Consider the following 24,825-nt stretch of genomic DNA (forward strand, 5'->3'; position numbering starts at 1 on the left):
ACTGCCATGACCGCGCTGCCCCTGACCTCCTTCGCCCCCGCCCCGGACACCGCACACATCCCGGACACGGCCCCCGCGCCCGCCCCGGCCTACCGGGTCTCCCTCGCCACCGGCCCGGACGACGTACGCGCCGCCCAGCGCCTGCGTCACCAGGTGTTCGCCGGAGAGCTCGGCGCCCTGCTCGACAGCCCCGAACCCGGCCTCGACATCGACGCGTTCGACGCCTATTGCGACCACCTCCTGGTACGGGAGACGTCGACCGGCGACGTCGTCGCCACCTACCGGCTGCTGCCCCCCGAACGGGCTCGCGCGGCCGGACGCCTCTACGCGGAGAGCGAGTTCGACCTCACCAGGCTCGCACCCATACGCGACGACCTGGTCGAGGTCGGCCGGTCCTGTGTCCACCCCGCCCACCGGGACGGCGCCGTCATCGCCCTCATCTGGGCCGGACTCGCCCGCTACATGGAACGCAGCGGCCACAGCTGGCTGGCCGGCTGCTGCTCCATACCCCTCGCCGACGGTGGCGCCCTGGCCGCGTCGAGCTGGGACACCGTACGGACCAAGCACCTCGCGCCCGAGGAGTACTGGGTCACTCCGCACCGCCTCTGGAGCGCCACCGGTCCCGCCGGGGCACCCGCCGCGCGCGCCGCCCTGCCGCCACTGCTCCGCGGCTACCTGCGCCTGGGAGCCTGGGTCTGCGGAGCGCCCGCGTACGACCCCGACTTCGACGTCGCCGACCTGTACGTCCTGCTGTCGCTGCGCCGCACGGACCCGCGCTACCTGCGCCACTTCCTCTCCCTCGCCCCGCTGCGATGAGCGGCTGGCTGCCCGTCGCCCCCTGCACGCCGCGCGACTGCGCCGGTCACCGGGGCGCCCGGCGGGGGCCGTTGCCCGCGGCCGTCCTGCTCGTCGCGGGAAGTGCCCTCACCCTCCTCGGAGTGCTGTGCGTCCCCGCCGTACAGCTCCTCGGTGCGGCCCACCGCGACCGGCTGATCCGCCGGTGGGCGTACACGGTGGTACGCGCCTTCGGGGTGCGGGTGCTGGTCACCGGAGAGCGGGCGGAGCACTCGGCGGGCGAACTGGTGGTCGCCAACCACATCTCCTGGCTGGACATCCCGCTCGTGGCGGCCGTGCTTCCGGGCCGGATGCTCGGCAAGCGGGAGATCCGCGGCTGGCCGGTGCTCGGCCCGCTCGCCTCGCTCGGCGGCACCCTCTTCATCGAGCGGGAGCGCCTGCGGGCGCTGCCGGATGCCGTGCACGCCGTGGCGCAGGCGCTGCGGTCCGGGTCCCGGGTGGTGGTCTTCCCGGAGGGCACGACCCGGTGCGGACGGGGGCCCGGCGGCCGGTTCGGGCCCGCCGTCTTCCAGGCGGCGATCGACGCGGGCGCCACCGTCCGGCCGGTACGCGTCAGCTACCGATCCACGCGAAGGGGCCCCGTCGGTGTCGACGGGGCCCCGACCGGACCCTGCGGGGGCCCGTCAGCTGACCACTCGGGTCATACCGGCGCGGTCGCCTTCGTCGGCGACGACCCGCTGGCTGCGTCACTCTGGCGCGTGGTGACGGCGGCCGGGCTCACCGCGGAGATCCGGCTGCTCCCACTCATCCCCGCGGACCGCGAACCCGGCAGACGCGCCCTCGCCCGTGCCGCTCAGAACGCCGTCGCCAGCGACAGCGCGAAACGCCCCGCCGTATCCGTCCACCAGTGATCCAGCCGCAGCCCGGCGTCGGCCAGCTCGCCCCGCACGCCCTCCTCGCGGAACTTCGCCGACACCTCCGTACGCATCTCCTCCCCGGCGTCGAACGTCACCACCAGGTCCACCTCCGGGATCTTCACGGTGAGCGCCCGGCGGGCACGCAGCCGCATCTCGATCCACTCCCTGCGCGGGTCCCACGCCGCGACGTGGTCGAAGTCGGCGAGAGGGAAGTCGGCCCCGAGCTCACGGTTCACGACGGACAGGACGTTCTTGTTGAACGCCGCCGTCACACCGGCCGCGTCGTCGTACGCCGCGACGAGCGTCGCCTCGTCCTTCACCAGATCCGTGCCCAGCAGCAGACTGTCACCGGGGGAGAGCAACTCCCTTACGGAATGCAGGAACTGCTCCCTCTCCTTCGGCAGCAGATTCCCGATCGTCCCGCCCAGGAAGGCGACCAGCCGCGGCCCCGGGGTGTCGGGCAGCCGCAGGACGTGGGTGAAGTCCGCGATGAGCGCGTGCACCGAGAGGCCGGGCCGCTCGGCGAGCAGGACGTCGGCCGCGCCCTTCAGCGCGCTCTCGCTGACATCGACGGGTACGTAGGTGTGGAGCCCGGGCAGGGCGTCCAGCAGATGCCGGGTCTTGTCCGAGGAACCCGAGCCGAGTTCGATCAGGGTCCTGGCTCCCGACGCCTCCGCGATCTGCGGGGCGCGGGCCACGAGGATCTCGCGCTCGGCGCGCGTCGGGTAGTACTCGGGGAGCCGGGTGATCTCCTCGAACAGCTCGCTGCCGTGCGCGTCGTAGAACCACTTGGGCGGCAGCGTCTTCGGCTGCCGGTTCAGGCCGCTGAGCACGTCGGCGCGCAGCGCCGCGTCCGTCGCGTCCACCGGCAGGGTGCGGGTCAGTTGAAAGGGACTCACGCGGTGGGCTCCTTGAGCGGGGTCAGCAGTACGTCGGTGCGGGTCGCCGTCAGCAGGGTGCGGTCGGGGACTTCGCACCACAGCGGATCGTCGTCGTACGGCTCCGAGGCCACCACCGTGCGGCGGCCCGGCTCCGTGAGGTACCAGAGGGTGTCGCCCCACGCGGTCGCGACGATCGTGGAACCGTCGGTGACCAGCAGATTCAGCCGCGAACCGGGGGCCGAGGCCGCGACGTCGAGCACGGTGTCGGCGACGGCCTGCGGCGGGGAGTCGCCCTCCGCGATCCGGTGGCGCACGAGGGCCCAGACCAGGGCCGAGTCGCAGCGTGCCGCGAGGGTGAGCAGTTCGGCGGCCGGCATCGCGCCGGCCAGCGGGGCCAGCGAGCCGGGCCAGCCCTTCACCGCCCCGTTGTGGCTGAACAGCAGGCCGTCCGCGGCGAATGGCGCGGCAGCCGCCTCACCGTCCGCGCCCGCCTCGGTGGCGTCACGGACGGCGGCGAGTATCGCCGTGCTCCGCACGACCCGGGCGAGGTCGGCGAACGACTCGTCGCCCCAGACGGGCCCCTGGCGCCGGTAGCGGCCCGGAACCGGGTCGCCGTCCGCGTACCAGCCCACTCCGAAACCGTCCGCGTTGACCGTCCCGTACCGCTGGCGGCGCGGCTCCCAGGACTGGCGCACGAGGGAGTGCGCGGGCGCCACCAGCACCTCGCCCAAGGCCACCGGCTCTCCCACGTAGGCAAGATGACGGCACATCAGGCATCCCTCGCGGTACGGAAGCCGGAGAAGATCTGCCGGCGCACCGGCAGGTCCCAGTTGCGGAACGTGCCACGGCAGGCCACCGCGTCCACGGCGAACGAACCCCCGCGCAGCACCTTGTGTTCCGGACCGAAGAACACGTCGGAGTACTCGCGGTACGGGAACGGCGCGAAACCGGGGTACGGGAGGAAGTCGCTCGACGTCCACTCCCACACGTCGCCCATCAGCTGGCCCACGCCGAGCGGCGACCGGCCCGCCGCGTAGGCGCCCGCCGCCGCGGGGCGGAGGTGGCGCTGGCCCAGGTTGGCGCGCTCGGGGGTCGGGTCCTCGTCACCCCACGGATAGCGCAGGGAGCGGCCCGAGACCGGGTCGTGGCGTGCGGCCTTCTCCCACTCGCTCTCCGTCGGCAGTCGCCTGCCCGCCCAGCGGGCGTACGCGTCCGCCTCGTACCAGCTGACGTGCAGCACCGGCTCGTCCCTCGGCACCGGCTCGGTCACCCCGAACCGGCGGCGCAGCCACTGCCCGGCGTCCCGGTGCCAGAACAGCGGTGCGGCCAGGCCGTGTTCGTTGATCATGTCCCAGCCCTCCGGCGCCCACCAGCGTCGCTCGGAGTATCCGCCGTCCTCGATGAAGCGCTGGTAGTCGCCGCAGGTGACCGGAGAGGTGTCGAAGAAGAACCCCGCCACCTCCCGCCGGTGCGCGGGTCGTTCGTTGTCCAGTGCCCATGGATCGGCCGAGGTGCCCATGGTGAAGGCCCCCTCCGGCACCAGGACTTCGGCCGGAAGGCCGGCCGGTTCGGCAGGGGCGGGCGGCTCGGGTGCGGTGAGCGCGGCGGGGCCCGAACGCAGTTGATGGGTGATCAGCATCGTCTCGTCGTGCTGCTGTTCGTGCTGAGCGATCATGCCGAAGGCGAACCCGGCCCGCACGAGCGGTCGGCCCCCTTCGTGCAGCGGGGTCGCTTCGAGGATGTCCAGGGCCCGGCCGCGTACGTCGGCGGCGTAGGCGCGCGCCTCGGCAGGGGCCAGGAGGGGAAGCGAGGGACGGCTCGCGCGCGGGTGCTCGAAGGCGTCGTACAGGCCGTCGATCTCGGGGCGCATCGCCTCACGGCCTCCGACCGCGCGGATCAGCCACATCTCCTCCTGGTTGCCGATGTGGGCCAGGTCCCAGACCAGGGGCGACATCAACGGGGAGTGCTGTGCGGTCAGTTCGCCGTCGTCGACGCTGTCGGTGAGGAGGGCGGTGCGTTCGCGGGCGGTCAGGAGCGCCGCGAGCGCGCGCTGCCGGAGAGCTTCGGGGTCCACGTCCACGGTCCCGGACGAGCTGTCCGGGAAGCCCTCGGCGGAGAGGTCGGTCATGAGCGGGTGCCCCTTCCCTGGAGCGGTGCGAACCCGGCGGGTGTGCGGTCGGTCAGATCGTCGGCCGGACATCGTCCCCGGGCCACGAACCGGGTGTGGAAGTCCGCGACCGTGTCCTGAACGGACTTGGTCGCCCCGATCCGGGGCAGCGCCTCCAGAGCGGCCTCGAAGCAGACGTCCGCCGCGGCCCGCAGCTCCGGGTCGGTCAGGCCGTCGCGGGCGGCGCCGGTCCACAGCGGATTGCGCGGTGCGGACAGCGGGCCCGCGGTCTCGGCCAGCGGTTTGACGGTGCGGTACACGGTCTCTGCGGCCTCCGGGTCGTCGAACAGGGCAGTGGTGACGGCGAGCGGCACGATCCACCCGTCGGCACCGCTCTGCGCGTCGATCATGCGCAGTTCGAGGTGTCCGCGCGGGCGGACCGGCGGAAAAAGGGTGGTGACGTGGTAGTCGAGATCGGCCTGGACGGGGGGCCGCGGCCCGCCGCCGCGGATCCACTCCCGGAAGGTGAGCCCGTCCGGAACCTCCCAGGGGCCGTCCCCGCCACGAATGCACATCACCGGGGTGTCGAGAGCATGGGCCGTCCAGGCGTCGCGCGGCGCGAGACGGCTCGGCGGCGCGAGCGACCGTGCGGGATCGAGGTCGGCCCAGAGCGCCTGCCGGGTGGAGCGCCAGCCCGTGGCGCGGCCCTGCTGGAACGGCGAATTCGCGAACGCGGCCACCAGCACGGCACCCAGCAGATGCGCGAGCTGCCAGCGCCGTCCGTACCCGAGCGGCCCCGGCTCCTCCTCACCCGCGTCCAGACACACCTGGATGGACGCCGACGAGCACATCATGGCGCGCCCGGCCGGGCCCGACCGGTCCAGGGAGCATTCCATGGCGGCGTAGCGCGGCTCCCGCAGCAGGCGACGCGGGGGATGCCACGGATCGACACCGAGGCCGACCGCCACGAGATCCGCCCGCCCGAGCGTGGCGCGCACGGCGGCGAGATCGGCGGCGGTGGTGTCGACGCACTCCATGAGGGAGTCGGCGGGAAGGGAGCTGAGCTCCAGCTGACCGCCGGGTTCGAACGTCAGGGACGCGCTCAGGGGCAGTTCACGTACGGCGTCGGCCGCCGCGGCGAGCCGTTCCTCGGACACGGGGACGTCGGGACGTCCACGGTCGTGAATAAGCCATTCGAGTTCCACACCCACCTTGCGAGGTGGTCCCGTCTTGAAGCAGATGCAGCGCAGTAAATCCTCCGCCTCGCCCTCACCGAGGGGTACGCCGCGCCCTGCCTGGCCGTCTGCGCCGGGGGTTTTCGGGGGCATGTCCGGTCCTCCTGTCCAGGTACGTCCGTACCACCCAAACCCCTTCCGGGAGATCGCACAAGGGTGCCCTCGCAGAGCGTAAATCCGCTTGCGTCCATGCCGGTGGAGCGCCGAGCATGCCCCGTATGCACCACATGGGGGCGCGCCCTTGAGCGCGAGACTGCGCGGCATCGCGCGCGAGACCGAGGCCATCGTCGAGGCCGGCCGCTACCGCACCTCGGACGGCCGCGAGGTGAGTATCGAGCGTGCCCTGACCGCCGCGCTCTCCGGCACCCGGCTGTACGGCCCCGAGCCCGTTCCCGTGGCCGTCCTGGACCGCGACCGGGTCCCCGAGGTCGCGGTGACCGGCGAGAGCAGCCTGGCGGCGGCACACCGGCTGACCAGTGAGGCAAGGGGCAAGGTCGCCGTCCTCACGTACGCCTCCGCCCGCAATCCCGGCGGCGGCTATCTGAACGGCGCCCAGGCCCAGGAAGAGGCCCTGTGCCGCGGCTCGGCGCTCTACGCCACCCTGCTGCGCGCCCCCGAGTTCTACGCCCACCACCGGGCGGAACGCAGCACCTTCTACACCGACCGGGTCATCCACTCGCCCGGCGTCCCGGTGTTCCGAGACGACCGGGGGCGCCTCCTGGACACCCCGTACACCGTCGGCTTCCTCACCTCCCCGGCGCCCAATGCCGGAGTGATCCGCAGCCGGACGCCCGAGGAGGCGCACCGCATCCCGGCCGCGCTCGCGAGCCGCGCCGAACGGGTCCTCGAAGTGGCGGCCGTACGGGGCTACCGCAGGCTCGTGCTCGGGGCCTGGGGCTGCGGCGTGTTCCGGAACGACCCCGTGGAGGTGGCCGGCGCGTTCCACGCGCTGCTCGCCGACGGTGGCCGGTTCGCGGGCCACTTCGAGCAGCTCGTCTTCGCCGTTCTCGACCGCGACCCCGACTCCGCCGCCCGGGCCGCGTTCAGCCGGACGTTCGCCGGTCAGCTCCAGCCGTAACGCTCCCGCAGCCGCCCGGCGACCAGCTCGAACCGCTCCCGGTCCAGTGCGCAGGCTTCCCGCCGCATGCCGTCCTCGTGCACGCGCAGCACCCGGTCCAGGTCGACCCAGGACTGACGGCCCGAGCTGTCCCAGGGGCCCGCTCCGAGCGCCACCCACTCCCGGTCCAGGTCGTGCTGCTTGCTGGAGAGCTGTACGGCGAGCAGGGTCCTGCCCTCCTCACGCGCGACCACCAGCACCGGCCGGTCCTTGCCACGCCCGTCGTTCTCCTCGAACGGCACCCAGGTCCAGACGATCTCGCCGGGGTCGGGATCGCCGTCCCGGTCGGGTGCGTACGAGGTGCGGACCGGCCCCGCTTCGCGCGGATCGGCCTCCACCGTGGCGGTCGGCCCCTTGCGGCCGGGGAAGTCGGACGAGCTGTCAGTGGTGTGTGTGTCGTGGGGGAACGTCATCCGAACACCGTAGAACCTGTACGGCCCAATCCATGGAGCGGGGCGGCTGAAAGGGCATCAGGCTCGACCTCATGGTCATCGGAGTCCTCGCACACCCCTCCCGTACCGTCGCCCTCACTGTCGCCGGGCTGCTCGCAGCGGCCCTGCTCCCGGCGGCTTCTGCCGTGGCGTCAGCCCCGCTTCCCACCCGCCCGCTCTCTCCGTCCTCGGTCGCGACGGACGCGTCGAGCGCATCGGCCGAGCCGGGAGCGGGCGGCGCCGAACCGCCGCGCACCGTGTCGGCGTGGCTGCCCTACTGGGACCAGGAAGGCGCGTACCAGGACGCGCTGCGCCACGCGGATCAGCTGCACACCGTCAGCCCCTTCTGGTACCAGGCGATTTCGGCCGGCCGGATCGACCCGCACCCTGGCGCGGGAGAGCGCCGCATCATCGACGGGCTGCACCGGGCCGGCGCCCAGGTCGTGCCCACCGTCATGGAGACGATGAAGAAGGGCGCCCTCGCCGCGATCCTCACCGACCCCGCGCAGCGCAGGGAACACGCCGACGCGCTGATGCGTACCGTCCGCACGCGCGACTACGACGGCCTGGACCTGGACTACGAGTCCATCGCCGCGACCGGCGAGAGCACCTACCGTGCGGTCCGCGACGGCTTCACCGCCCTCGCGACCGACCTGTGCGCCCGCCTCCACGAGCTCCGCAAACAGTGCGTCATCACGGTCTTCCCGAAGACCAGGACCACCGGACGCATCTGGGACTACGAGGCGATCGGCCGCGTCGCCGACCGGATGCGGATCATGGCCTACAACCTGCACTGGTCGAGCGGTACGCCGGGCCCCATCGCCGACACGGCCTGGTACGACGACATCCTGACCCGCGCCACCGCCCTCGTCCCGGCGGAGAAACTGGAGATGGGACTGCCCGCCTACGGATGGGACTGGCCGGCCGACCCCGCCGGCAAGTCCAAGACCGGCCACGTGACCTGGAAGACCGCCGAAGCGCTGCGCCTCAAGGTGGGCGCGCCCTACCAGCTGGACGAGGTCTCCGGAACGCCGCACTTCAGCTACCTGGACGGCAAGGAGCGCCGCGAGGTCTGGTACCAGGACGCCCGCGGAGTCGCCACGCACCTGCCGGTGCTGCGCCGCCACGGAGTCCGCAACACCGCACTCTGGGCCCTCAACTTCGAGGATCCCGAGCTGTGGCCGGTCCTGGCCCGGGGCTGACGGAGAGGACCCCTCGTACCCGTGCGCCCGGCGGCCCGCCCCACCCGGGCCCCGGCACGCAGCCCCGGCGAACGGGTCTGGAAGACTGCCGGACGCCATGAGCCAGTTACCCGAGCAGTCCTCCGGGACCTCCGTGCCGACCAGCGCCGATGTGGCGCGTCTGGCCGGAGTCTCCAGGGCCACCGTGTCCTACGTCCTGAACAACAACGCGAGCGTGCGGATCAGCGAACCGACCCGGCGCCGGGTCAGGCAGGCGGCGTCCGACCTCGGCTACGTTCCGCACGCGGCGGCCCGGAGCCTGCGCGCGGGCCACAGCAGGATGGTGCTGCTGCCCACCTGGAACCTCCCGGCAGGCCCGCTCCACCAGCACTTCCTCCACCGGCTCCAGTCGGATCTGCGCCGCCTCGACTACACCGTCGTCCAGTACGGCAGTGCGGGCCTCGACGCCGACGAGGCGGCCAGGGCCTGGGCCGAGCTGCGCCCCGTCGCGGTCGTCTCGCCCGGCGGCCCCGCCCTCACTCCGTACGGCATCGAGGTCCTCACCCGCTCCGGTGCCAAGGCCGTGATCACCCTCGGGCCGCAGCCGGTCGACGGCGCACACGCCCTGGTCATGGACCAGCGGGTGGTCGGCAGCTGCGCGGTCGCCCACCTGCTGGCCCGGGGCCGCCGCCGCATCGGTGTGGTCCTGCCGCAGGAGCCCGGCCTCGCCCTCTTCGGCGAACCACGGCTCGCGGGCGCACGCCGCACCGCGGAACCCGCCGGCGCGCTCGTCCTGCCGTTGCCCCTGCGGTACGAGGAGGAGTCCGCGGCCGAACTCGCCGCCCGCTGGCACACCCTCGGCCTGGACGCCGTCTTCGCCTACAACGACGAGTACGCCATGCTCCTGATGCGGGCGCTCCAGGACGCCGGCATCGCGATCCCGGGGGACACCGCCGTGATCGGCGCGGACGACCTCGTGCTCGGCCGGCTGCTCCGCCCGCGGCTCAGCACCGTACGCATGGAACTGGCGGCCGAGCAGGCCCCGGCCGAAATGATCGACCGGCTGGTGCGCCACCCCGCCGGAGCCCCGGAACGCCACGACCTGTTGCGGGCCGTGGCCGTGCCCCGCGAGTCCAGCTGAACGGCGCACCGCGGCGCGACGAAGTGCGCCGCGTGCACCGGATGTCTAGCGTCTTGGACATGAGCCATCCGCAGAGTTACGAGATCCTGCTGGTCCCGGAATTCGCCGAGCGCGGCAACAAGGACCAGGAACGGGGCGCCGCCATCCGCTCGGCGGTCGTGGCGGCCACCGGCGAGACCGGGGCCTCCGGCTACCCGCGCTACTCCGGCGACGGCATGGAGGCGGACATCGACCCGGCGACGCACACCGTGGAGGCCCTGCTGGTGGACGGAGCGGAAGTCGACTACGGACTCACGGTCCGGATCGCCGAGAAGTCCGGCGACTAGGGAGTGTCCGCAAAGTATCGTCGTCCACCCGAAGGGTGCCGCCGGCCAGACGAGACTTTGCGGACACTCCCTAGGGTCCTTCGTTCGGGTCGGGCCGGATCATCACGCTTTCGCGGCTACCGGCCTGCGAGAGCGCCCCGCACGGCGGGGGACGCCGTGCCATCCTGGGCGGGTGACGCTTTCGGACCTGGCCCGGCTCCGCCGGGCCCGCGACCAGATGGACCGCGACTACGCGGAGCCGCTCAACGTCCCTGCCCTGGCACACCAGGCCCACATGTCGCCCGGCCACTTCTCCCGCAGTTTCCGCGCCGCGTACGGGGAGACCCCGTACAGCTACCTGATGACGCGCAGGATCGAGCGGGCGAAGGCCCTGCTGCGGCGGGGGGACATGTCGGTGACGGACGTCTGCTTCGCCGTCGGGTGCACCTCGCTCGGGACGTTCAGCACGCGGTTCACCGAGCTGGTGGGCGAGAGCCCCAGCGCGTACCGGGCACGGCCGCACGACCAGGGCGCGGCCGTGCCGGCCTGCATCGCCAAGATCCACACGCGACCGCTCAGGAACGCGGAACCGGGCGGGAACGCCGAACCGTTCGAGGGAGCGAAACCGGTCGGTAACCCGGAGCCGGTCAGTAAGGGAAAGGCCGAGGACGCGGCTCGCCGGTAACGCGGCCCGTTCCTCCTCGGCTCGGTCCGGTCGACGGACCCGCACCGCGGAGCGCCCGGCCGGCATCGGCCGGCCAGGCGCTCATGACGCAGGACGCATGCGCGGTCACCGCGGGGTCAGGACGAACCGCTTACGGCTGATTCTGCTCCTGGGCCTTCTTCTGCTCCTCGACGGACTTGTGCACCTCGTCCATGTCGAGGTTCCTGGCCTGCCCGATGACATCCTCGAGGGCCGCCTCGGGGAGCGCCCCGGGCTGGGCGAAGATCGCCACGTTGTCCCGGACGATCATCAGCGTCGGAATGGACTGGATCTCGAAAGCCGCCGCCAGCTCCTGCTGGGCCTCCGTGTCGACCTTGGCGAACACCAGGTCGGGGTGACGCTCGGAGGCCGAGTCGTACACCGGCGCGAACTGCCGACACGGGCCGCACCAGGAAGCCCAGAAGTCGATCAGTACGAAGTCGTTGTCGCTCACGACCTGATCGAAGTTGTCCTTGGTGAGCTCTACGGTGCTCATTCTCTGATACCTCTTCCTGGGCCCGTTCGGACCTGTCGGGCACAACGGTGACTGCACTTGCGCTATTCCGCCTGCCCATGTGGCCGTCAGGCACACCCACGATCAGACTGTCCGCATGACTGACGCTGTCGAGAACGCTGAATACGACGTAGTGGTGATCGGTGCGGGTCCGGTCGGGGAGAACGTGGTGGACCGTGCCAGGGCCGCAGGGCTGAGCACGGCCGTGATCGAGTCGGAGCTCATCGGCGGTGAGTGCTCCTACTGGGCCTGCATGCCGAGCAAGGCGCTGCTCCGTCCGGTCGTGGCCCGAGCGGACGCCCGCCGGGTCCCGGGTCTCAGTGGCGCCGTGCAGGGACCGCTCGACACGGACGAGGTCCTGGCCCGTCGGGACTACTTCGCGTCCCACTGGAAGGACGACGGGCAGGCCGGCTGGCTGGAAGGCATCGGCGCGGACATCTACCGGGGCGTGGGGCGGCTGACCGGTACCAGGCAGGTTGCGGTCACCTCCCCGGACGGCACGGAGCACCGGCTCACCGCCCGGCATGCCGTGGCCGTCTGCACCGGCAGCCGGGCCGTGGTCCCCGAACTGGCCGGCATCGCCGGAGCCCGCCCCTGGACCAGCCGTGAGGCGACCAGCGCCAAGGCGGTACCCGGCCGGCTGATCGTCGTGGGCGGGGGTGTCGTCGGCGTCGAGATGGCCACGGTCTGGCAGGCCCTCGGCGCCGAGGTGACGATGCTCGTCCGCGGGAAGGGGCTGCTCCCCAGGATGGAGCCCTTCGCCGGTGAGATGGTGGCCGAGGCGCTGACCGAGGCGGGCGCCCGTATCCGTAGCGGCGTATCGGCCACCGCGGTGCGGCGGGAGGCTCCGGACGGACCGGTCACCGTGGAACTGGACAACGGCGAGAAGCTGGAGGCCGACGAGATCCTCTTCGCCACCGGCCGCGCGCCGCGCACCGACGACCTCGGCCTCGAAACGGTCGGCCTGGAACCCGGCTCCTGGCTCGACGTCGACGACAGCTGCCTGGTCCGGGGGAGCACCTGGCTGTACGCGGTCGGCGACGCCAACCACCGGGCGCTGCTCACCCATCAGGGCAAGTACCAGGCCCGTATCGCGGGAGCCGCGATCGCGGCCCGCGCCCAGGGCGTCCCCGTACTGGAGACCGCCCCCTGGGGAGCCCACGCGGCCACCGCGGACCACGCCGCCGTCCCCCAGGTCGTCTTCACCGACCCGGAGGCCGCCTCGGTCGGCCTCACCCTCAGGGAGGCGGAAGAGGCGGGCCACCGGGTTCGGGCGGTCGACTACGACCTGGCCTCGGTCTCCGGCTCGGGACTGTACGCGCAGGACTACCGGGGCCGCGCCCGCATGATCGTGGACCTGGACCGGGAGATCCTTCTCGGCGTCACCTTCGTCGGACCCGGCATCGGGGAGCTTCTGCACTCCGCCACCATCGCCGTCGCGGGCGAGGTGCCGATCGACCGGCTGTGGCACGCGGTTCCGGCCTACCCCACGATCAGCGAGGTCTGGCTGCGGCTTCTGGAGACGTACCGCGGATGAGGCGGCGCGAGTGATCTCCCGCCGCCGACAGGGAGCGCGGACGCCGCGCGCCGGCGTCCGCGCTCCCTCCCCCCTTGCGGCGGCGGGAGATCAGTCAAGGGGCAGGCCCTTCATTTGAGCCAGGAAGCGTGCTCCCGAGCCGTGGAGCATGGTGCCGTCACAGGCGGGAAGGTCGCCCGGGACTTCGTCGACCATCTCGGTGCTCACATAGCCGACGGAGATGTCTCCCTTGTCGGTGAAGTCCTTGGTGTACGAACGGTCATGGTCCGTCCCCATGGCCAGCAGGCGCTTGCTCGTGAGGAGCACGCCGTACCAGCGTGAGTCGGAGTTCAGCTTGTCCACGGCGGAGCACACCACGGGCACCTTCTCGCCACGTTGCGGGTGACAGTCCGGCTTGGCCTGATTGCAGAGGGCGGCACCACTGACCTTGATCGTTTTGCAGCTGTCCTCGGCCTTGCTCGTGCAGGAGACCGGCATCATGTTGAGGGGTGCGCCGGTGGGCCGGTCGTGGACCATGACCCAGGGCGCGCTCACGGCCGTCGGGTGCACGTCGGGAAGCGCACAGAGGTCGATGTCCGCCGTCCCCCCGTACTTGTCGTCCTCCACAGTCGCCGCGTGCTTGTCGGGACACTCCTGCGTTCCGGCGTCGACGGCCTTGCGCTCTGCGCGGGGCGAGCCCTTGGCATCCGAGTCCTTGTCCGCCGCGGATCCGCAGGCGGCGAGCGAGAGGACCAGGACCACCCCGAGGATGTGAGGAACGCGGACGCGGTAGGACACGAGGAACACCTTTCAATCGACCGTCAGTGGTGGGTGCGTGCCCGGTAGTCCTGACCAGGCAGTTGCGCCGCGACCCGGAAGCCGATGGTTCCAGAATCCGCCCCTGCGGACGTCGGTGGAACCACGTACTTCGCTACGTAGGGGCAGGTACGTGAACGGCTCTGCGCCGTACCCCGGTTACCCCGCAGGCGTGACCTCGTCGGTCCGGACTACGTAGCGCATGTCAGGGAAACCACGGACGCGCGGCACCGCACCCGCTGTCACGGTGGGACTGGTCCGAAGGCCCCAACCGGCTTACGGGGAAAGGGCGGTGCGGGAGAGCAGCCCGACGGTGATCTTCAGGGGGAGGCGGTGTGGCGCGGAAGACAGGGTCGTGGGAGTGGAGGGCGGCCGGGGCCGGAGGGGTGCTGTGCCTCGGCCTCGCCGTGTGGTTGATCTGTCTGTTCCCAGGACCCCGCCTGCTGGCCGTCCTGGGGGTGGGTCCCGTGGACGGGGACATGCGGATCACGAACTGTTACGAGGCCACCGACGCGCAGGGTTACGCGGACGGCATCGCCTGCGAAGGCCGGTACACGCCGCGCTCGGCCGATGAGCCGAGGCGTCGGATCACACTGAGCGGTGCCGCCGAGAAACACAGGCCCGGCACCCTCGTGGAGGTGCGGACGAGCGGCGGACTCGCCTTCGAGCTGTCGGGTCACGCGCTGTCGACGTGGGTCACCGTGACCGGGCTCATCCTCGCGCCGTTCCTGCCCCTGTCCCTCGGGCTGTTCGCCAGCGCGCGTCACGCCAGGTGGAGCGTGGACGGCGACTACCTCCTGTGGCTCATTTTTTTGGTCATCGGCGCCCTGCTGCTCGGCTTCGTCGTGGGCATCCCGGTCGAGATCGCCCTGGCCCTCTTCGGCTGAGACGGCGCGGCACCATCGGCTTGCGCGGTGGGGGCGGTCCGATGCCCGGGTCGTACGCACGCGCATGACGCGGACGGCCGTACGTCCGACGTGGTAGACACTGCTGTGGAGTTCGCCAGCGAGATCACACCGACGCACATGCCGAGCGGCACCGCGACGCAGCGCGGAAGCGGGAGCCCGCTCATCGGGCGCACGGCCGAACTCGGGCAGCTCGACACCGTGCTCGACCGGCTCGGCCGGGGAGGCCCGGCGGTCGTCGACCTCACCGGCGCGGCGGGCATCGGCAAGAGCCGGCTGCTGGGGGAGTTCTGCCGCCGCGCCGGGCAACGCGGGGTGACGGTGCTGCGGGGCCGGGCCACCGAGTACGAACAGCATCTTCCGTTCAGGCCGTTCGCCGATGCGTTCGCCGATCTGGACGACCCCTCCGCGCGCGTGGCGCCGCAGCTGCTGGACGCGCTCCCGCCGATCCTCGGCGGCCGGGCCGCCGCACCGTCCCCGGTGGCGGACCCACCCGTCGACCGTTTCGCTCTCCACCGGTCGATGGCACGGCTGTTGGCCGAGCTCGGCCCAGCGGGCCTGGTGGTCGCGCTGGACGACATGCACTGGGCGGACCCCGCGTCGCTGGAGCTTCTGGACCACCTCGTCAGGCACCCCGTGCACGGCCCGGTCCTCCTCGTCGTCGCCCGCCGCGACCGTCAGACCCCCTCGGCGCTCACCGCGACGCTCACCCGGGGAGCCGACACCGGAGAGGTGAGCCGCTTACGCCTGGCGCCGTTGGCGGAGTCGGAGTGCGTCGCCGGGCTCGCCCCCGGCCTGGCGGGCAGCCGGGCCGCGCGGCTCTACGCCGCGAGTGAGGGCAACCCCCTGTACTTCCTCACGCTTCTGCACGCGCACCAGGAGGGCGACGCTCCCCACGGAGCGTCCGTCGCGGACGCGGCCGGGAACAGCCCCGGCGGGCTTCCTGCCGGACTCGGATCGTTGCTGCTGAACGAACTGGTACCGCTGACCCCCGCGCAGCGCCGGACGCTGGAAGTGATCGCCGTGCTCGGCGATCACGCCGCACACCCGGTGATCGGGGCGACGGCCCGCCGTACCGATGCCGAGCTCGACGGCGATCTGGACACTCTGGCCCGGCGCGACCTCGTACGCACCAGCCCGGGAGGGCGGCTGACGCTGCGTCATCCTGTGCTGCGGTCCCTGGTCCACGAAGCCACCGCACCCCGGTGGCGGGTGGAGATCCACCGCAGGGCCGCAGCCGAGCTGGCCCGCGCCGGCGCTCCGGCCGTCGAGCAGGCACAGCACGTCGAGCATTCGATGACCGCCTGGGACCCCCGGGCGGCGGCTGTCCTGACGCAGGCCGCCGGGCAGACCGAGGCGACGGCCCCGACGAGCTGCGCGCACTGGTTGGAGGTCGTGCTCAGGCTCCTGCCGGACACGGCCGAACACGCCCCCGAACGAGCCGAATTGACGCTGAGACGCGCACGCGCGCTCGGTGTCGCCGGCGATCTGCGGGGGAGCCGGGAGCTGCTGCACCAGGTGATCAGCGCGTCGGGGCAGGACGGGTCCGGCCTCAGGACGTCGGCGGTGGTGCTGTGCGCCCTGGTGGAGCGGCACCTCGGACGGTATCCCGAGGCGACCGCCCTCCTGCGCAGGGAGCTGAACCGGCAGCCGGCGCCCTCGCCGTCCGACAGGGTGTCGATCGGACTCGAACTGGGCTCGTCCGCACCGCACAACACCCCCTATCCGCAGCTCCGGGACGAGATCGCGCGGACCCTCTCGGCCGCCCGCACCCTCAAGGACGAACCCGGCGAGGCGGGGGCCCTGGCGCTCGCCGCCTTCGGCGAAGCCTACGAGGGCGCCACGGCCAAGGCGTCCGGGTTCGCCGAGCAGGCGGCGGCCCTGGTGGACGGACTGCCCGACGACGACCTCACGGCGCTGTGCGAGCCCCTGGCCAGACTCGGCTGGGCGGAGGCGTTCCTGGGCCGCTTCGCCGACGCCGAGCGCCACGCCGACCGCGGCCTCGACATCGCCCGGCGCAGCGGACAGGTCTACCTCCTGCCGCTCCTCCTGTTGGGAAAGGCGCACGTCCGGATCCAGACCTGCCGACTGCCCTCGGCGCGGCAACTGGCCGACGAGGCAGAGGACATCGCCCGGGGCATCGGAAGCAGCGAACTGCTCGCCTTCGTCCTGGCCAACAAGGCCCAGGTCCTGGTGGCGGCCTCCGCACCCGGCGACCCGGAGGCGCTGGCCGTCGCCGAGGAAGCGGTGGCATGCATGGGGCCGAGCGACAACTGGCGGGCTTCCATGGCCTGGTGCATGCTCGGTTACGCGGCGCTCACCGGCGGCGACCCGCACCGCGCCAGGGACGCCCTGCTCCGGGCGGGCGGCGACGACCTGCGGGGCCTGCAGCCCTCCATGCGCCCCCTGTTCCTGGAAATCCTCGTCACCGCCGCCCTGTTCACCGGCGACATCGGTTCCGCCTCCGCCTGGGCCGAGCGCGCCCGCACCGAGGCCGACCACCTCGACCTTCCCGTGCAGCGCGCCTCGGCCATGCGGAGCGCGGCACAGCTCTCCCTGCACGGTGGCGACCCGGCCACGGCGGCGGCTCTGTTCTCCGAGGCGGCCGACGCGTGCGCACGGTCCGGTGCGGTGTTCTGGCAGGCGCGCTCGCTGCTGCTCGGCGCCCCCGCGCTGACGGCTGCCGGGTTCGGGGCGCGCGGCGCGGCGGCGCGGGAGAAGGGCCACCAGCTGGCCACGAACGGTGGCGCACATCTGCTGACCGGCCTGGCGGCGCTGGTCCCGCCACCCGCGCATCCGGCGCCGTCCGACACCCCGAGGTGGCTGGCCGCCATGACGCCGCGCGAACGGGAGGTGGCGGAACTCGTCGCCGAGGGCCTCACCAACCAGGCCATCGCCACCAGGCTCTACCTCAGTCCGCGCACCGTCGAGACCCACCTCTCCCGGGTGTACCGCAAGGCCGACGTCTCCACCCGAGCGGCTCTCGCCGCCCTGATCGCCCGATCGTGACCGCGACCTCGGTCTTTCCCTGTGGGGCCCGTACCTGGTCCCGATGCGCCCCTCCCACGCCCAGGGCCCACTGTCAGTGGGGTCGGATACCTTCGGCCCCATGACGCATCCCGAGACGCCTTCAGCCGACAACCACCACGTCATCCAGGTGCGCGGCGCCCGTGAGAACAACCTCGCCGACGTGTCGCTGGACATTCCCAAGCGTCGGCTCACGGTGTTCACCGGCGTCTCCGGGTCCGGTAAGTCCTCGCTCGTCTTCGGCACCATCGCCGCCGAGTCGCAGAGGCTGATCAACGAGACGTACACCGCGTTCGTCCAGTCGTTCATGCCGAGCCTGGGGCGGCCGGACGTCGACGCGCTGCACAATCTCAGTGCCGCGATCGTGGTGGACCAGGAGCGCATGGGGGCCAATTCGCGCTCCACGGTCGGCACGGCGACCGACGCCTACACCATGCTGCGGATCATCTTCTCGCGCCTCGGCATCCCCCACGTCGGTACGTCGGGTGCCTTCAGCTTCAACCTTCCGGAGGGCATGTGCCCCCGCTGCGAGGGTGCAGGACAGGTGACGGACATCGACATCGACCAGCTGGTCGACCGGGAGAAGTCGCTGAACGAGGGGGCCATCACCGTCCCCAACTTCGCGGTGGACTCGTGGTACTGGCAGATCATGGCCCACTCGGGCTTCTACGACCCGGACAAGAAGCTCAAGGACTTCACCGAGCAGGAGTGGGCGGACTTCCTCCACAAACCGCAGATGAAGGTGAAGGTGGGCAGCATCAACTCCACCTACGAGGGCCTCGTCCTCAAGGTCCAGCGGACCATGCTCAGCAAGGACCGCGACGCCATGCAGTCCCACATCCGGGCCTTCGTCGACCGCGCCGTGGTCTTCCAGGGCTGTCCCGACTGCGGAGGCACCCGCCTGACGGCCGCCGCTCTGTCGTCCAGGATCGACGGGGTGAACATCGCGGATTGCTCCGCCATGCAGATCAGCGATCTCGCCACGTTCGTGCGGAGGATCGACGACCCGGGCGTGGCCCCTCTGCTCGCCGGTCTGAGGGATCTGCTGGACTCGCTCGTCGAGATCGGTCTCGGCTACCTCAGTCTGGACCGGCCCGCCGGCACGCTCTCCGGCGGTGAGGCGCAGCGGGTGAAGATGGTGCGGCACCTCGGCTCCAGCCTGACGGACGTCACCTACGTCTTCGACGAGCCGACCATCGGCCTCCACCCCCATGACATCCAGCGGATGAACGCCCTGCTGCTGCGACTGCGCGACAAGGGGAACACCGTGCTCGTGGTCGAGCACAAGCCCGAGGTGATCGCGATCGCCGACCATGTCGTCGACCTCGGGCCGGGCGCGGGCACGGACGGCGGACACATCTGCTTCAGCGGCGACGTACCCGGACTGCGGGCCTCCGGCACCCTCACCGGGCGGCATCTCGAACACCGGGCGCAGCTGAGGGAGAAGGTGCGTGAGCCGCGGGGGCACCTGTCCGTCAAGGGCGCGGATCTGCACAACCTCCAGGACGTGAGCGTCGACATCCCGCTCGGGGTCCTGACCGTGGTCACGGGAGTCGCGGGGTCCGGCAAGAGCTCGCTGATCCACGGCAGCCTGCCCGCACGGGAGGGGGTGGTGGTCGCGGACCAGTCGCCCATCCGTGGCTCGCGGCGCTCGAATCCGGCGACGTACACGGGGCTGCTCAACCCGATCCGTACGGCGTTCGCCAAGGCCAACGGGGTCAAGGCGGCGCTTTTCAGCGCCAATTCGGAGGGCGCCTGTCCCAAGTGCAACGGCCTCGGACTGATCTATACCGACCTTGCCATGATGGCGGGCGTCGCCTCGGTGTGCGAGGAATGCGAGGGCAGGCGATTCACCTCCGAGGTCCTCACCTACACCCTCCACGGCAAGAACATCAGCGAGGTGCTGGGCATGTCGGTGGCGGAGGCCCACGGCTTCTTCGCCTCCGGCCAGGCGCGCACCATCCTCGGGCGGCTGCGTGACGTGGGGCTCGGCTACCTGCGGCTCGGGCAGCCGCTCAACACCCTCTCGGGCGGGGAGCGCCAGCGTCTCAAGCTCGCCATCCACATGGCGGAGAAGGCGGCGACGTACGTGCTCGACGAGCCGACCACCGGCCTGCACATGGCCGACGTGGACCAGTTGCTCGCGCTGCTCGACCGGCTGGTGGACGCAGGCAACACCGTGATCGTCATCGAGCACCACCAGGCGGTGATGGCTCACGCGGACTGGCTCGTCGACCTGGGCCCCGGGGCCGGACACGACGGTGGCCGGGTGGTCTTCGAAGGGACGCCCGCCGACCTGGTCGCCGAGGGGGACACGCTCACCGCCCGGCATCTGAGGGAGTACGTCGCGGCTTGAGGTGGTGCCCTCAGCGTGGGATGCGGTCCGCCGGGAGGGCCGGCGGGCCGCATCCCACGCTCAGGGGCGGGTGAGCAGTCGCCCGGCTCCGTGCTCCGGTGTTCCGGCGGCGGGTGTGCGCCGACAGGTACACGGCCCGTCCGTTCTCAGGGCCGATACCGCAAGGGGTGATCGGCGGGCACCTCGGTCAGCACGATGCGATGGCCATCGGGATCGGCGATCCACATCTCGATCAGACCCCAGGGCTCCCGCAGCGGCGGACGCAGCACGTGGACGCCGTGCCCCACCAGTTCCTCGTGGGCCGCCTCGCAGTCGGCGACCTGCAGCCAGAGCCGGATCGTCTCCGTCGGGGGTTCGTCCGACCGCCCGGACACCTCGAGGTAGCCGCCGCCGAGGAAGTAGACCGTCCCGCGCTCCGGCCCGGTACCGAACTCCCGGTACACGGCGAGCCCGAGGGCATCCCCGTAGAAGTCCCGGGAGAGCTGTGGGTCACGGGGTCTCAGCAACACCCGGCTGCTCAGCACATGCACCATGAAGGCGACCCTACGCCGGTACGTGCCCGACCCGAACGATCTACGGCGGAGATCACCAGCGTGGCGACGGTCACCCGTGAGACGGTGGATTCGAACGAACTCCGTACCGATGGAACAGATTCACGCCTCGGCCGACAGATCGGGAAACGCGTCCATGAGTTCTCTGAGCGACCCCGCCCCGCCCCCCGCGCGGGGAGCGGGCCGGCTCCTCGCCGTGAGTGATCTGCACGTCGGAATCGCCGACAACCGCGCGATCGTCGAGTCGCTGCACCCGACGTCCGACGAGGACTGGCTCATCGTCGCGGGTGATGTGGCCGAGCAGGTGTCGGACATCGCCTGGGCGCTGGAGCTGCTCGCGGGGCGATTCGCGCACGTGGTGTGGACTCCGGGCAACCACGAACTGTGGACCATCGACAGGGATGCCGTGGCGCTGCGTGGCCGGGCACGGTACGACCACCTCGTCGAAGTGTGCCGCGGACTCGGCGTCTCCACGCCCGAGGATCCCTTCCCCCACTGGCCGGGACCGGACGGGCCGGTGGCGATCGCACCCGTCTTCGTCCTGTACGACTACACCTTCCTGGCCCCGGGGACGACGACGAAGGAAGAGTCCCTGGCCCGCGCGCACGAGGTCGGCATCGTGTGCACCGACGAGTTCATGCTCCACCCCGATCCGTACCCGACCCGCGACGACTGGTGCCGGGCCCGGGTCGCGCAGACCGAACAGCGGCTGGCCGCGCACGATCCGGCGGTCCCGCTCGTGATCGCCGGGCACTGGCCACTGGTGCGGCAGCCCACCGATGTCCTGTGGCACCCGGAGTTCGCCCAGTGGTGCGGCACCGAGCTCACCGCCGACTGGCACCGTAGGTTCGACGTGGAGGCCGTGGTGTACGGCCATCTCCACATTCCCCGTACGACCTGGTACGACGGGGTGCGCTTCGAGGAGGTCTCGATCGGCTATCCCCGGGAATGGCGCGAACGGGGCCATCCGCTGGGGCTGTTGCGGCAGATCCTGCCCTACGCGGAGCGCCCCGCCACCCCGGTCGAAGCGCACGCGGACGGTCGGGAGGAGACGTCGTGATCGAACGGATCCTGCCCCTGTACGTGGCCAGCGCGGAGACCTGTGACGAGGACGCGCCGCCCGGCACCCTGTTCCCGGAGGAAGAGGCGCTCGTGGCCACGAGCGTGGCCAAACGGCGGCACGAATTCGCCGCGGCGCGCTGGTGCGCACGCCGGACGATGGCCGCTGTCGGCCTGCCGCCCGCTCCCGTGCTGCGCGGCCACCGCGGAATGCCGCTGTGGCCCGCCGGCTACGTCGGCAGCATGACGCACTGCGACGGCTACCGTGCGGCGGCGCTGGCGAAGGCGGAGGACCTGAGGGGGCTCGGCGTCGACGCCGAGCCCAACGCACCGCTGCCGTCCGGTGTCTGGGAGATCATCTCGCTCCCGTCGGAGCGCGAACGGCTGCTGTCGTACGGTGACGTGGCGGCCCGCGAGGCCGGTTCGGAACCCGACGGAACGGGGACCGTTCACTGGGACCGGCTCCTGTTCAGCGCCAAGGAGAGCGTGTTCAAGACGTGGTACCCGCTCACCCGGATCGAGCTCGACTTCAGCGAGGCGGACATCACGTTCCACCGCACGTCACCGAACACGACCGAAGGCACGCTCAGTGCACGGCTGTTGAGGTCCGCGCCCGGCATCCCGCCGACGCTCACGGGGAGATGGCTGGTTCACGACGGCATCGCGGCGACGGCGGTCACCTTGCCGGGGTGAGCACGTCGGCCTGGTCAGCGGCCTTCGGAAACCAGGGGCTGACCACACGTCAGGTTCCACCGTCCGAGGCGTCCGCTGAGCTGGGTGAGCGTCAGTGGGGCGACGTCGAGGCGCCAGAACGCCGTCGCGGGCAGACCCAGCCCGTGGACGACCGCCGCGCGCACGACAGCTGGCTCGACGACGGCGAGCACCCGGCCTCTGTCCTCTCCCAGGCCGTCGAGCCAGCCGCCGACCCGCGCGCACAGCTCCGACAGGGACTCGCCGCCGTGCGGAGCGGCGGACGGGTCGGAGAGCCAGGCCGCCACGGCTTCGGGCTCGCTGTCGCTCACATCGGACAGCCGACGCCCGCGCCAGCGCCCCAGGTCCCAGTCCGCGGGAGCGGGTTCGGGCCCGGGCCGCAGGCCGAGCGCCTCGGTGGTCCGCAGACAGCGTTCGGAGCCGCCGCTGACGCACAGCTCCGCGTCCGGCACGCCCGCCGCGGCGGCGCGGGCACGCCGCACTCCGGACTCGTCGAGGGGTGCGTCCCCCTCGAACCGGGCCTCTCGCAGAGCGGCGTTCATCGCCGGCGAGACCAACATCACCCGTACCGTCACTTCGCTCTCCATTTTCTGAACGTGGCCTGTACAGCCCGCTACTTGCGGCGTTCGGGGGTCACCGCCAGGCCGATTGCACCATGGCGGTGCTCAGCCACAGGCGGTAAGGTCACGACGACCATGACGACGGTGTGACGGAAGCCGGTGAAAATCCGGCACGGTCGCGCCACTGTGAACTCGTACCTGTACGGGAAGTCAGACCCGGCACCGTCGTCTCAGGCACCACGATCGGGACGCGTGTTCCCCCAGGAGGTTCTGCCATGGCACAGTCTGCTGCCGTCACCACCGGCGCACCCGCCATCACTCCCATCTCGCTGAAGGCCCTTGCACCGTGGGCTGCCTTCTTCGGCATTCTCATGCTCGTCCTGCTGTACTTCGTCGGCGCCGAGCAGGGTGCCATCTCGGTCATCGCCGGCGAAGGCGTTCACGAGTGGGTCCACGACGGCCGGCATCTGCTCGGTTTCCCCTGCCACTGAGAACCGATACGCAGGGGACATTCTCGTGAACTCCATATCTGTCAGGGCTCTGCTCGTCCGCGGGATGCTGGCGGGCCTCGTCGCGGGCGCGCTCGCCCTCGTCGTCGCCTACTTCCTCGGCGAGTCCCAAGTGGACGCCGCCATCGCGCTGGAAGAGGCTCACCACCACGACCACGGCGGCGGCGAGGAACTCGTCAGCCGCACCATGCAGGCCACCGGCGGGCTCGCCACCGGGATCCTGGTGTTCGGCGTGGCGGTCGGCGGCATCGCCGCACTCGTCTTCTGTTACGCACTCGGCCGCATCGGCGACTTCGGCCCCCGGGCCACGGCCGCCTTCGTAGCCGGTGGCGCGCTGCTGACGGTGTACGTCGTGCCGTTCCTGAAGTACCCGGCGAACCCGCCGGCCGTCGGCAATCCCGACACCATCGGCCAGCGCACCGGCCTCTTCTTCCTGATGGTCGCACTGAGCGTGCTGCTGGCCGTCGCCGCCGTCATCCTCGGCAAACGGCTCGCACCTCAGGTGGGCAACTGGAACGCGACGATCGCCGCGTTCGCGGGCTTCGTCCTGCTCATCGGGCTCGCCTACGCCTTCCTGCCCTCGTTCAACGAGGTCGGCAAGGACTTCCCGGCCACGCTGCTCTGGCAGTTCCGGCTGTCCACCCTCGCCATCCAGGCGACGCTGTGGACCGCCTTCGGTCTGATCTTCGGATACCTGACCGAACGCCTGCTGGAGCCGCAGACGGACCGCTCGCGCGCGGGCACGGAAGCGGCGCCCCGGACGGTGGGGGCGGTGAGCTGAGCGGTGGCCGTGACCGGTCTGCCGGTCCCATGACACCCTGACTGATCCGTCCGACCCACGACGCGACCCGCCGGACACCCTCCGGCGGGTCGCGTCGTCGCGTCCCGCCGAAGTGCGTTCCCGGGGCAGCATCCGGTGGGTCTATGACTCCTCGTCGGTCCAGTCGACGAGGTAGTGGTGCAACTGATCGTCCACGCCGACGAGCCGCATCCCCGCGGCGGTCATGACGCGGTGCGACCCGGTGTTGTCGAGGTTGGCGTCACCCTTCACGGACGTGGCGCCCTGCGCGCGGGCGAACTCCAGCAGGGCGCGAAGCGCCTCGGAGGCGTACCCGTTCCCCCGGGCCGCGGGGACCACGCTGTAGCCGATGGTCACCTGGCCCTCCTCGTCGGGTGCGCCGTGGAATCCCATCCCGCCGATCGCCTGTCCGTCCTCCCGCCGCCTGATCTCGAAGGCGCCGAACGGCCGGGGGTCACCGACCGTCTCGCACGTGCGCACGTAGCGCCCGGCGCCGAACCTGTCGCCTTCGTCTGGGTACCCGGGGGCCCACAGGGCGTCGGGCGCCGGTCGGCCCGCCACCAGGTCAGCAGCTTCGGCCGGGCTCATCGGGTGCAGTGCCAGGCGTGTTGTCACAAGGTCATCCATGAACGCGGAGTATTCACGGGGTACGGGCCGAGCGCACCCGAATATGCCCCAGGAGGGTTAGC

Annotated in this window: 25 protein-coding genes and 1 riboswitch; of the genes, 15 read left to right on the plus strand and 10 right to left on the minus strand. The window is 71.7% G+C overall.

The annotated features are described in order from the left end of the window. The first annotated feature begins 6 nt into the window (after positions 1 to 6). Together OG230_RS32305 and OG230_RS32310 are read left to right on the plus strand one after the other, a co-directional pair. Positions 7 to 816 (plus strand): GNAT family N-acetyltransferase, encoded by an 810-nt coding sequence (locus tag OG230_RS32305; protein WP_328907293.1) that lies wholly within the window; start codon positions 7 to 9, stop codon positions 814 to 816. After that, on the plus strand, positions 813 to 1,706 hold the full coding sequence (locus OG230_RS32310; protein ID WP_328907294.1) for a lysophospholipid acyltransferase family protein: 894 nt from the start codon (positions 813 to 815) through the stop codon (positions 1,704 to 1,706). The genes OG230_RS32305 and OG230_RS32310 overlap by 4 nt, the downstream gene beginning before the upstream one ends. On the opposite strand, the gene egtD is transcribed toward OG230_RS32310, so the two are convergent. From egtD to egtA, 4 genes are read right to left on the minus strand one after another with little or no spacing between them, the layout of a single operon-like run. Next, a complete protein-coding gene (gene egtD / locus OG230_RS32315; protein ID WP_328907295.1) occupies positions 1,649 to 2,611 on the minus strand; it encodes an L-histidine N(alpha)-methyltransferase in 963 nt (320 codons plus the stop codon). The genes OG230_RS32310 and egtD overlap by 58 nt on opposite strands. Then, entirely contained in the window at positions 2,608 to 3,363 is a 756-nt protein-coding gene (gene egtC, locus OG230_RS32320) for an ergothioneine biosynthesis protein EgtC (RefSeq protein ID WP_328907296.1), read from the minus strand. The genes egtD and egtC overlap by 4 nt, the downstream gene beginning before the upstream one ends. After that, on the minus strand, positions 3,363 to 4,721 hold the full coding sequence (gene egtB, locus OG230_RS32325) for an ergothioneine biosynthesis protein EgtB (protein WP_328907297.1): 1,359 nt from the start codon (positions 4,719 to 4,721) through the stop codon (positions 3,363 to 3,365). The genes egtC and egtB overlap by 1 nt, the downstream gene beginning before the upstream one ends. Next, positions 4,718 to 6,028, minus strand: a complete 1,311-nt coding sequence (gene egtA, locus OG230_RS32330; protein ID WP_328907298.1) for an ergothioneine biosynthesis glutamate--cysteine ligase EgtA — start codon at positions 6,026 to 6,028, stop codon at positions 4,718 to 4,720. The genes egtB and egtA overlap by 4 nt, the downstream gene beginning before the upstream one ends. Before the next feature lie 148 nt (positions 6,029 to 6,176). Here egtA and OG230_RS32335 point away from each other — a divergent pair, with 148 nt between their 5' ends. Then, positions 6,177 to 7,013, plus strand: coding sequence for a TIGR02452 family protein (locus OG230_RS32335; protein ID WP_328907299.1), 837 nt, complete (start codon positions 6,177 to 6,179; stop codon positions 7,011 to 7,013). Here OG230_RS32335 and OG230_RS32340 read toward each other — a convergent pair. Then, entirely contained in the window at positions 6,998 to 7,465 is a 468-nt protein-coding gene (locus OG230_RS32340) for a type II toxin-antitoxin system PemK/MazF family toxin (protein ID WP_328907300.1), read from the minus strand. The genes OG230_RS32335 and OG230_RS32340 overlap by 16 nt on opposite strands. A gap of 71 nt (positions 7,466 to 7,536) precedes the next feature. Between OG230_RS32340 and OG230_RS32345 the strand changes: the two genes are divergently transcribed. The 4 genes from OG230_RS32345 (at position 7,537) to OG230_RS32360 (ending at position 10,795) form a co-directional block, all read left to right on the plus strand. Continuing rightward, positions 7,537 to 8,685 (plus strand): glycosyl hydrolase family 18 protein, encoded by a 1,149-nt coding sequence (locus tag OG230_RS32345; RefSeq protein WP_328907301.1) that lies wholly within the window; start codon positions 7,537 to 7,539, stop codon positions 8,683 to 8,685. A 97-nt stretch (positions 8,686 to 8,782) separates the two neighbouring features. Next, positions 8,783 to 9,805, plus strand: coding sequence for a LacI family DNA-binding transcriptional regulator (locus OG230_RS32350; RefSeq protein WP_328907302.1), 1,023 nt, complete (start codon positions 8,783 to 8,785; stop codon positions 9,803 to 9,805). Positions 9,806 to 9,864: 59 nt separating this feature from the next. Further along, positions 9,865 to 10,131 carry a hypothetical protein gene (locus tag OG230_RS32355; protein ID WP_328907303.1) on the plus strand — a complete coding sequence of 89 codons (267 nt, stop codon included), beginning with the start codon at positions 9,865 to 9,867 and terminating at the stop codon, positions 10,129 to 10,131. A 217-nt stretch (positions 10,132 to 10,348) separates the two neighbouring features. Further along, positions 10,349 to 10,795 (plus strand): helix-turn-helix transcriptional regulator, encoded by a 447-nt coding sequence (locus OG230_RS32360; protein WP_328911604.1) that lies wholly within the window; start codon positions 10,349 to 10,351, stop codon positions 10,793 to 10,795. Between the two features lie 130 nt (positions 10,796 to 10,925). Here the strand turns inward: OG230_RS32360 and trxA are convergent, their stop codons facing one another. Continuing rightward, positions 10,926 to 11,309 carry a thioredoxin gene (gene trxA / locus OG230_RS32365; protein WP_328907304.1) on the minus strand — a complete coding sequence of 128 codons (384 nt, stop codon included), beginning with the start codon at positions 11,307 to 11,309 and terminating at the stop codon, positions 10,926 to 10,928. 115 nt (positions 11,310 to 11,424) lie between these two features. On the opposite strand from trxA, the gene OG230_RS32370 reads away from it, so the two are divergent. Continuing rightward, positions 11,425 to 12,864, plus strand: a complete 1,440-nt coding sequence (locus tag OG230_RS32370; RefSeq protein ID WP_328907305.1) for a dihydrolipoyl dehydrogenase family protein — start codon at positions 11,425 to 11,427, stop codon at positions 12,862 to 12,864. 90 nt (positions 12,865 to 12,954) lie between these two features. Here the strand turns inward: OG230_RS32370 and OG230_RS32375 are convergent, their stop codons facing one another. Further along, positions 12,955 to 13,641: a hypothetical protein gene (locus OG230_RS32375; protein ID WP_328907306.1), complete on the minus strand. Its 687-nt coding sequence runs from the start codon at positions 13,639 to 13,641 to the stop codon at positions 12,955 to 12,957. 353 nt (positions 13,642 to 13,994) lie between these two features. Here OG230_RS32375 and OG230_RS32380 point away from each other — a divergent pair, with 353 nt between their 5' ends. The 3 genes from OG230_RS32380 (at position 13,995) to OG230_RS32390 (ending at position 19,947) form a co-directional block, all read left to right on the plus strand. After that, on the plus strand, positions 13,995 to 14,546 hold the full coding sequence (locus tag OG230_RS32380; RefSeq protein WP_328907307.1) for a hypothetical protein: 552 nt from the start codon (positions 13,995 to 13,997) through the stop codon (positions 14,544 to 14,546). A gap of 138 nt (positions 14,547 to 14,684) precedes the next feature. Beyond that, positions 14,685 to 17,573 carry a helix-turn-helix transcriptional regulator gene (locus tag OG230_RS32385; protein WP_328911605.1) on the plus strand — a complete coding sequence of 963 codons (2,889 nt, stop codon included), beginning with the start codon at positions 14,685 to 14,687 and terminating at the stop codon, positions 17,571 to 17,573. Between the two features lie 100 nt (positions 17,574 to 17,673). Beyond that, positions 17,674 to 19,947 (plus strand): excinuclease ABC subunit UvrA, encoded by a 2,274-nt coding sequence (locus OG230_RS32390; RefSeq protein ID WP_328907308.1) that lies wholly within the window; start codon positions 17,674 to 17,676, stop codon positions 19,945 to 19,947. A gap of 146 nt (positions 19,948 to 20,093) precedes the next feature. Here the strand turns inward: OG230_RS32390 and OG230_RS32395 are convergent, their stop codons facing one another. Continuing rightward, the gene (locus OG230_RS32395; RefSeq protein ID WP_328907309.1) at positions 20,094 to 20,480 is read right to left on the minus strand and encodes a VOC family protein; all 387 of its coding nucleotides are present in this window, start codon (positions 20,478 to 20,480) and stop codon (positions 20,094 to 20,096) included. A gap of 154 nt (positions 20,481 to 20,634) precedes the next feature. Between OG230_RS32395 and OG230_RS32400 the strand changes: the two genes are divergently transcribed. Further along, complete coding sequence (locus tag OG230_RS32400) at positions 20,635 to 21,558, plus strand: metallophosphoesterase family protein (protein WP_328907310.1); 924 nt, start codon at positions 20,635 to 20,637, stop codon at positions 21,556 to 21,558. Beyond that, positions 21,555 to 22,250, plus strand: a complete 696-nt coding sequence (locus tag OG230_RS32405; RefSeq protein ID WP_328907311.1) for a 4'-phosphopantetheinyl transferase family protein — start codon at positions 21,555 to 21,557, stop codon at positions 22,248 to 22,250. Before OG230_RS32400 ends, OG230_RS32405 begins: the two co-directional genes overlap by 4 nt. A 14-nt stretch (positions 22,251 to 22,264) precedes the next feature. On the opposite strand, the gene OG230_RS32410 is transcribed toward OG230_RS32405, so the two are convergent. Next, the gene (locus OG230_RS32410; RefSeq protein WP_328907312.1) at positions 22,265 to 22,855 is read right to left on the minus strand and encodes a histidine phosphatase family protein; all 591 of its coding nucleotides are present in this window, start codon (positions 22,853 to 22,855) and stop codon (positions 22,265 to 22,267) included. Positions 22,856 to 22,952: 97 nt separating this feature from the next. Further along, positions 22,953 to 23,100, plus strand: a riboswitch (adenosylcobalamin (AdoCbl) riboswitch). Positions 23,101 to 23,103: 3 nt separating this feature from the next. Here OG230_RS32410 and OG230_RS32415 point away from each other — a divergent pair. Then, positions 23,104 to 23,319, plus strand: coding sequence for a CbtB domain-containing protein (locus tag OG230_RS32415; protein WP_328907313.1), 216 nt, complete (start codon positions 23,104 to 23,106; stop codon positions 23,317 to 23,319). A gap of 25 nt (positions 23,320 to 23,344) precedes the next feature. Then, positions 23,345 to 24,118 carry a CbtA family protein gene (locus tag OG230_RS32420; protein ID WP_328907314.1) on the plus strand — a complete coding sequence of 258 codons (774 nt, stop codon included), beginning with the start codon at positions 23,345 to 23,347 and terminating at the stop codon, positions 24,116 to 24,118. Positions 24,119 to 24,259: 141 nt separating this feature from the next. Here OG230_RS32420 and OG230_RS32425 read toward each other — a convergent pair whose 3' ends face one another. Continuing rightward, positions 24,260 to 24,751, minus strand: coding sequence for a GNAT family N-acetyltransferase (locus OG230_RS32425; protein WP_443051432.1), 492 nt, complete (start codon positions 24,749 to 24,751; stop codon positions 24,260 to 24,262). Positions 24,752 to 24,825: the final 74 nt, after the last annotated feature.

This window comes from Streptomyces sp. NBC_00234 (genome assembly GCF_036195325.1).
GTDB lineage: Bacteria > Actinomycetota > Actinomycetes > Streptomycetales > Streptomycetaceae > Streptomyces.

Bases quoted from the DNA above. Each gene is read 5' to 3' on its own strand.
- OG230_RS32340 (WP_328907300.1), bottom strand. From the start codon at position 7,465: ATGACGTTCCCCCACGACACACACACCACTGACAGCTCGTCCGACTTC.
- OG230_RS32360 (WP_328911604.1), top strand. From the start codon at position 10,349: ATGGACCGCGACTACGCGGAGCCGCTCAACGTCCCTGCCCTGGCACAC.
- egtA (WP_328907298.1), bottom strand. From the start codon at position 6,028: ATGCCCCCGAAAACCCCCGGCGCAGACGGCCAGGCAGGGCGCGGCGTA.
- trxA (WP_328907304.1), bottom strand. From the start codon at position 11,309: ATGAGCACCGTAGAGCTCACCAAGGACAACTTCGATCAGGTCGTGAGC.
- OG230_RS32400 (WP_328907310.1), top strand. From the start codon at position 20,635: ATGAGTTCTCTGAGCGACCCCGCCCCGCCCCCCGCGCGGGGAGCGGGC.
- OG230_RS32395 (WP_328907309.1), bottom strand. From the start codon at position 20,480: ATGGTGCATGTGCTGAGCAGCCGGGTGTTGCTGAGACCCCGTGACCCA.
- OG230_RS32385 (WP_328911605.1), top strand. From the start codon at position 14,685: ATGCCGAGCGGCACCGCGACGCAGCGCGGAAGCGGGAGCCCGCTCATC.
- OG230_RS32410 (WP_328907312.1), bottom strand. From the start codon at position 22,855: ATGGAGAGCGAAGTGACGGTACGGGTGATGTTGGTCTCGCCGGCGATG.
- egtB (WP_328907297.1), bottom strand. From the start codon at position 4,721: ATGACCGACCTCTCCGCCGAGGGCTTCCCGGACAGCTCGTCCGGGACC.
- egtC (WP_328907296.1), bottom strand. From the start codon at position 3,363: ATGTGCCGTCATCTTGCCTACGTGGGAGAGCCGGTGGCCTTGGGCGAG.
- OG230_RS32310 (WP_328907294.1), top strand. From the start codon at position 813: ATGAGCGGCTGGCTGCCCGTCGCCCCCTGCACGCCGCGCGACTGCGCC.
- OG230_RS32355 (WP_328907303.1), top strand. From the start codon at position 9,865: ATGAGCCATCCGCAGAGTTACGAGATCCTGCTGGTCCCGGAATTCGCC.
- OG230_RS32370 (WP_328907305.1), top strand. From the start codon at position 11,425: ATGACTGACGCTGTCGAGAACGCTGAATACGACGTAGTGGTGATCGGT.
- OG230_RS32390 (WP_328907308.1), top strand. From the start codon at position 17,674: ATGACGCATCCCGAGACGCCTTCAGCCGACAACCACCACGTCATCCAG.
- OG230_RS32305 (WP_328907293.1), top strand. From the start codon at position 7: ATGACCGCGCTGCCCCTGACCTCCTTCGCCCCCGCCCCGGACACCGCA.
- OG230_RS32345 (WP_328907301.1), top strand. From the start codon at position 7,537: ATGGTCATCGGAGTCCTCGCACACCCCTCCCGTACCGTCGCCCTCACT.
- OG230_RS32415 (WP_328907313.1), top strand. From the start codon at position 23,104: ATGGCACAGTCTGCTGCCGTCACCACCGGCGCACCCGCCATCACTCCC.
- OG230_RS32350 (WP_328907302.1), top strand. From the start codon at position 8,783: ATGAGCCAGTTACCCGAGCAGTCCTCCGGGACCTCCGTGCCGACCAGC.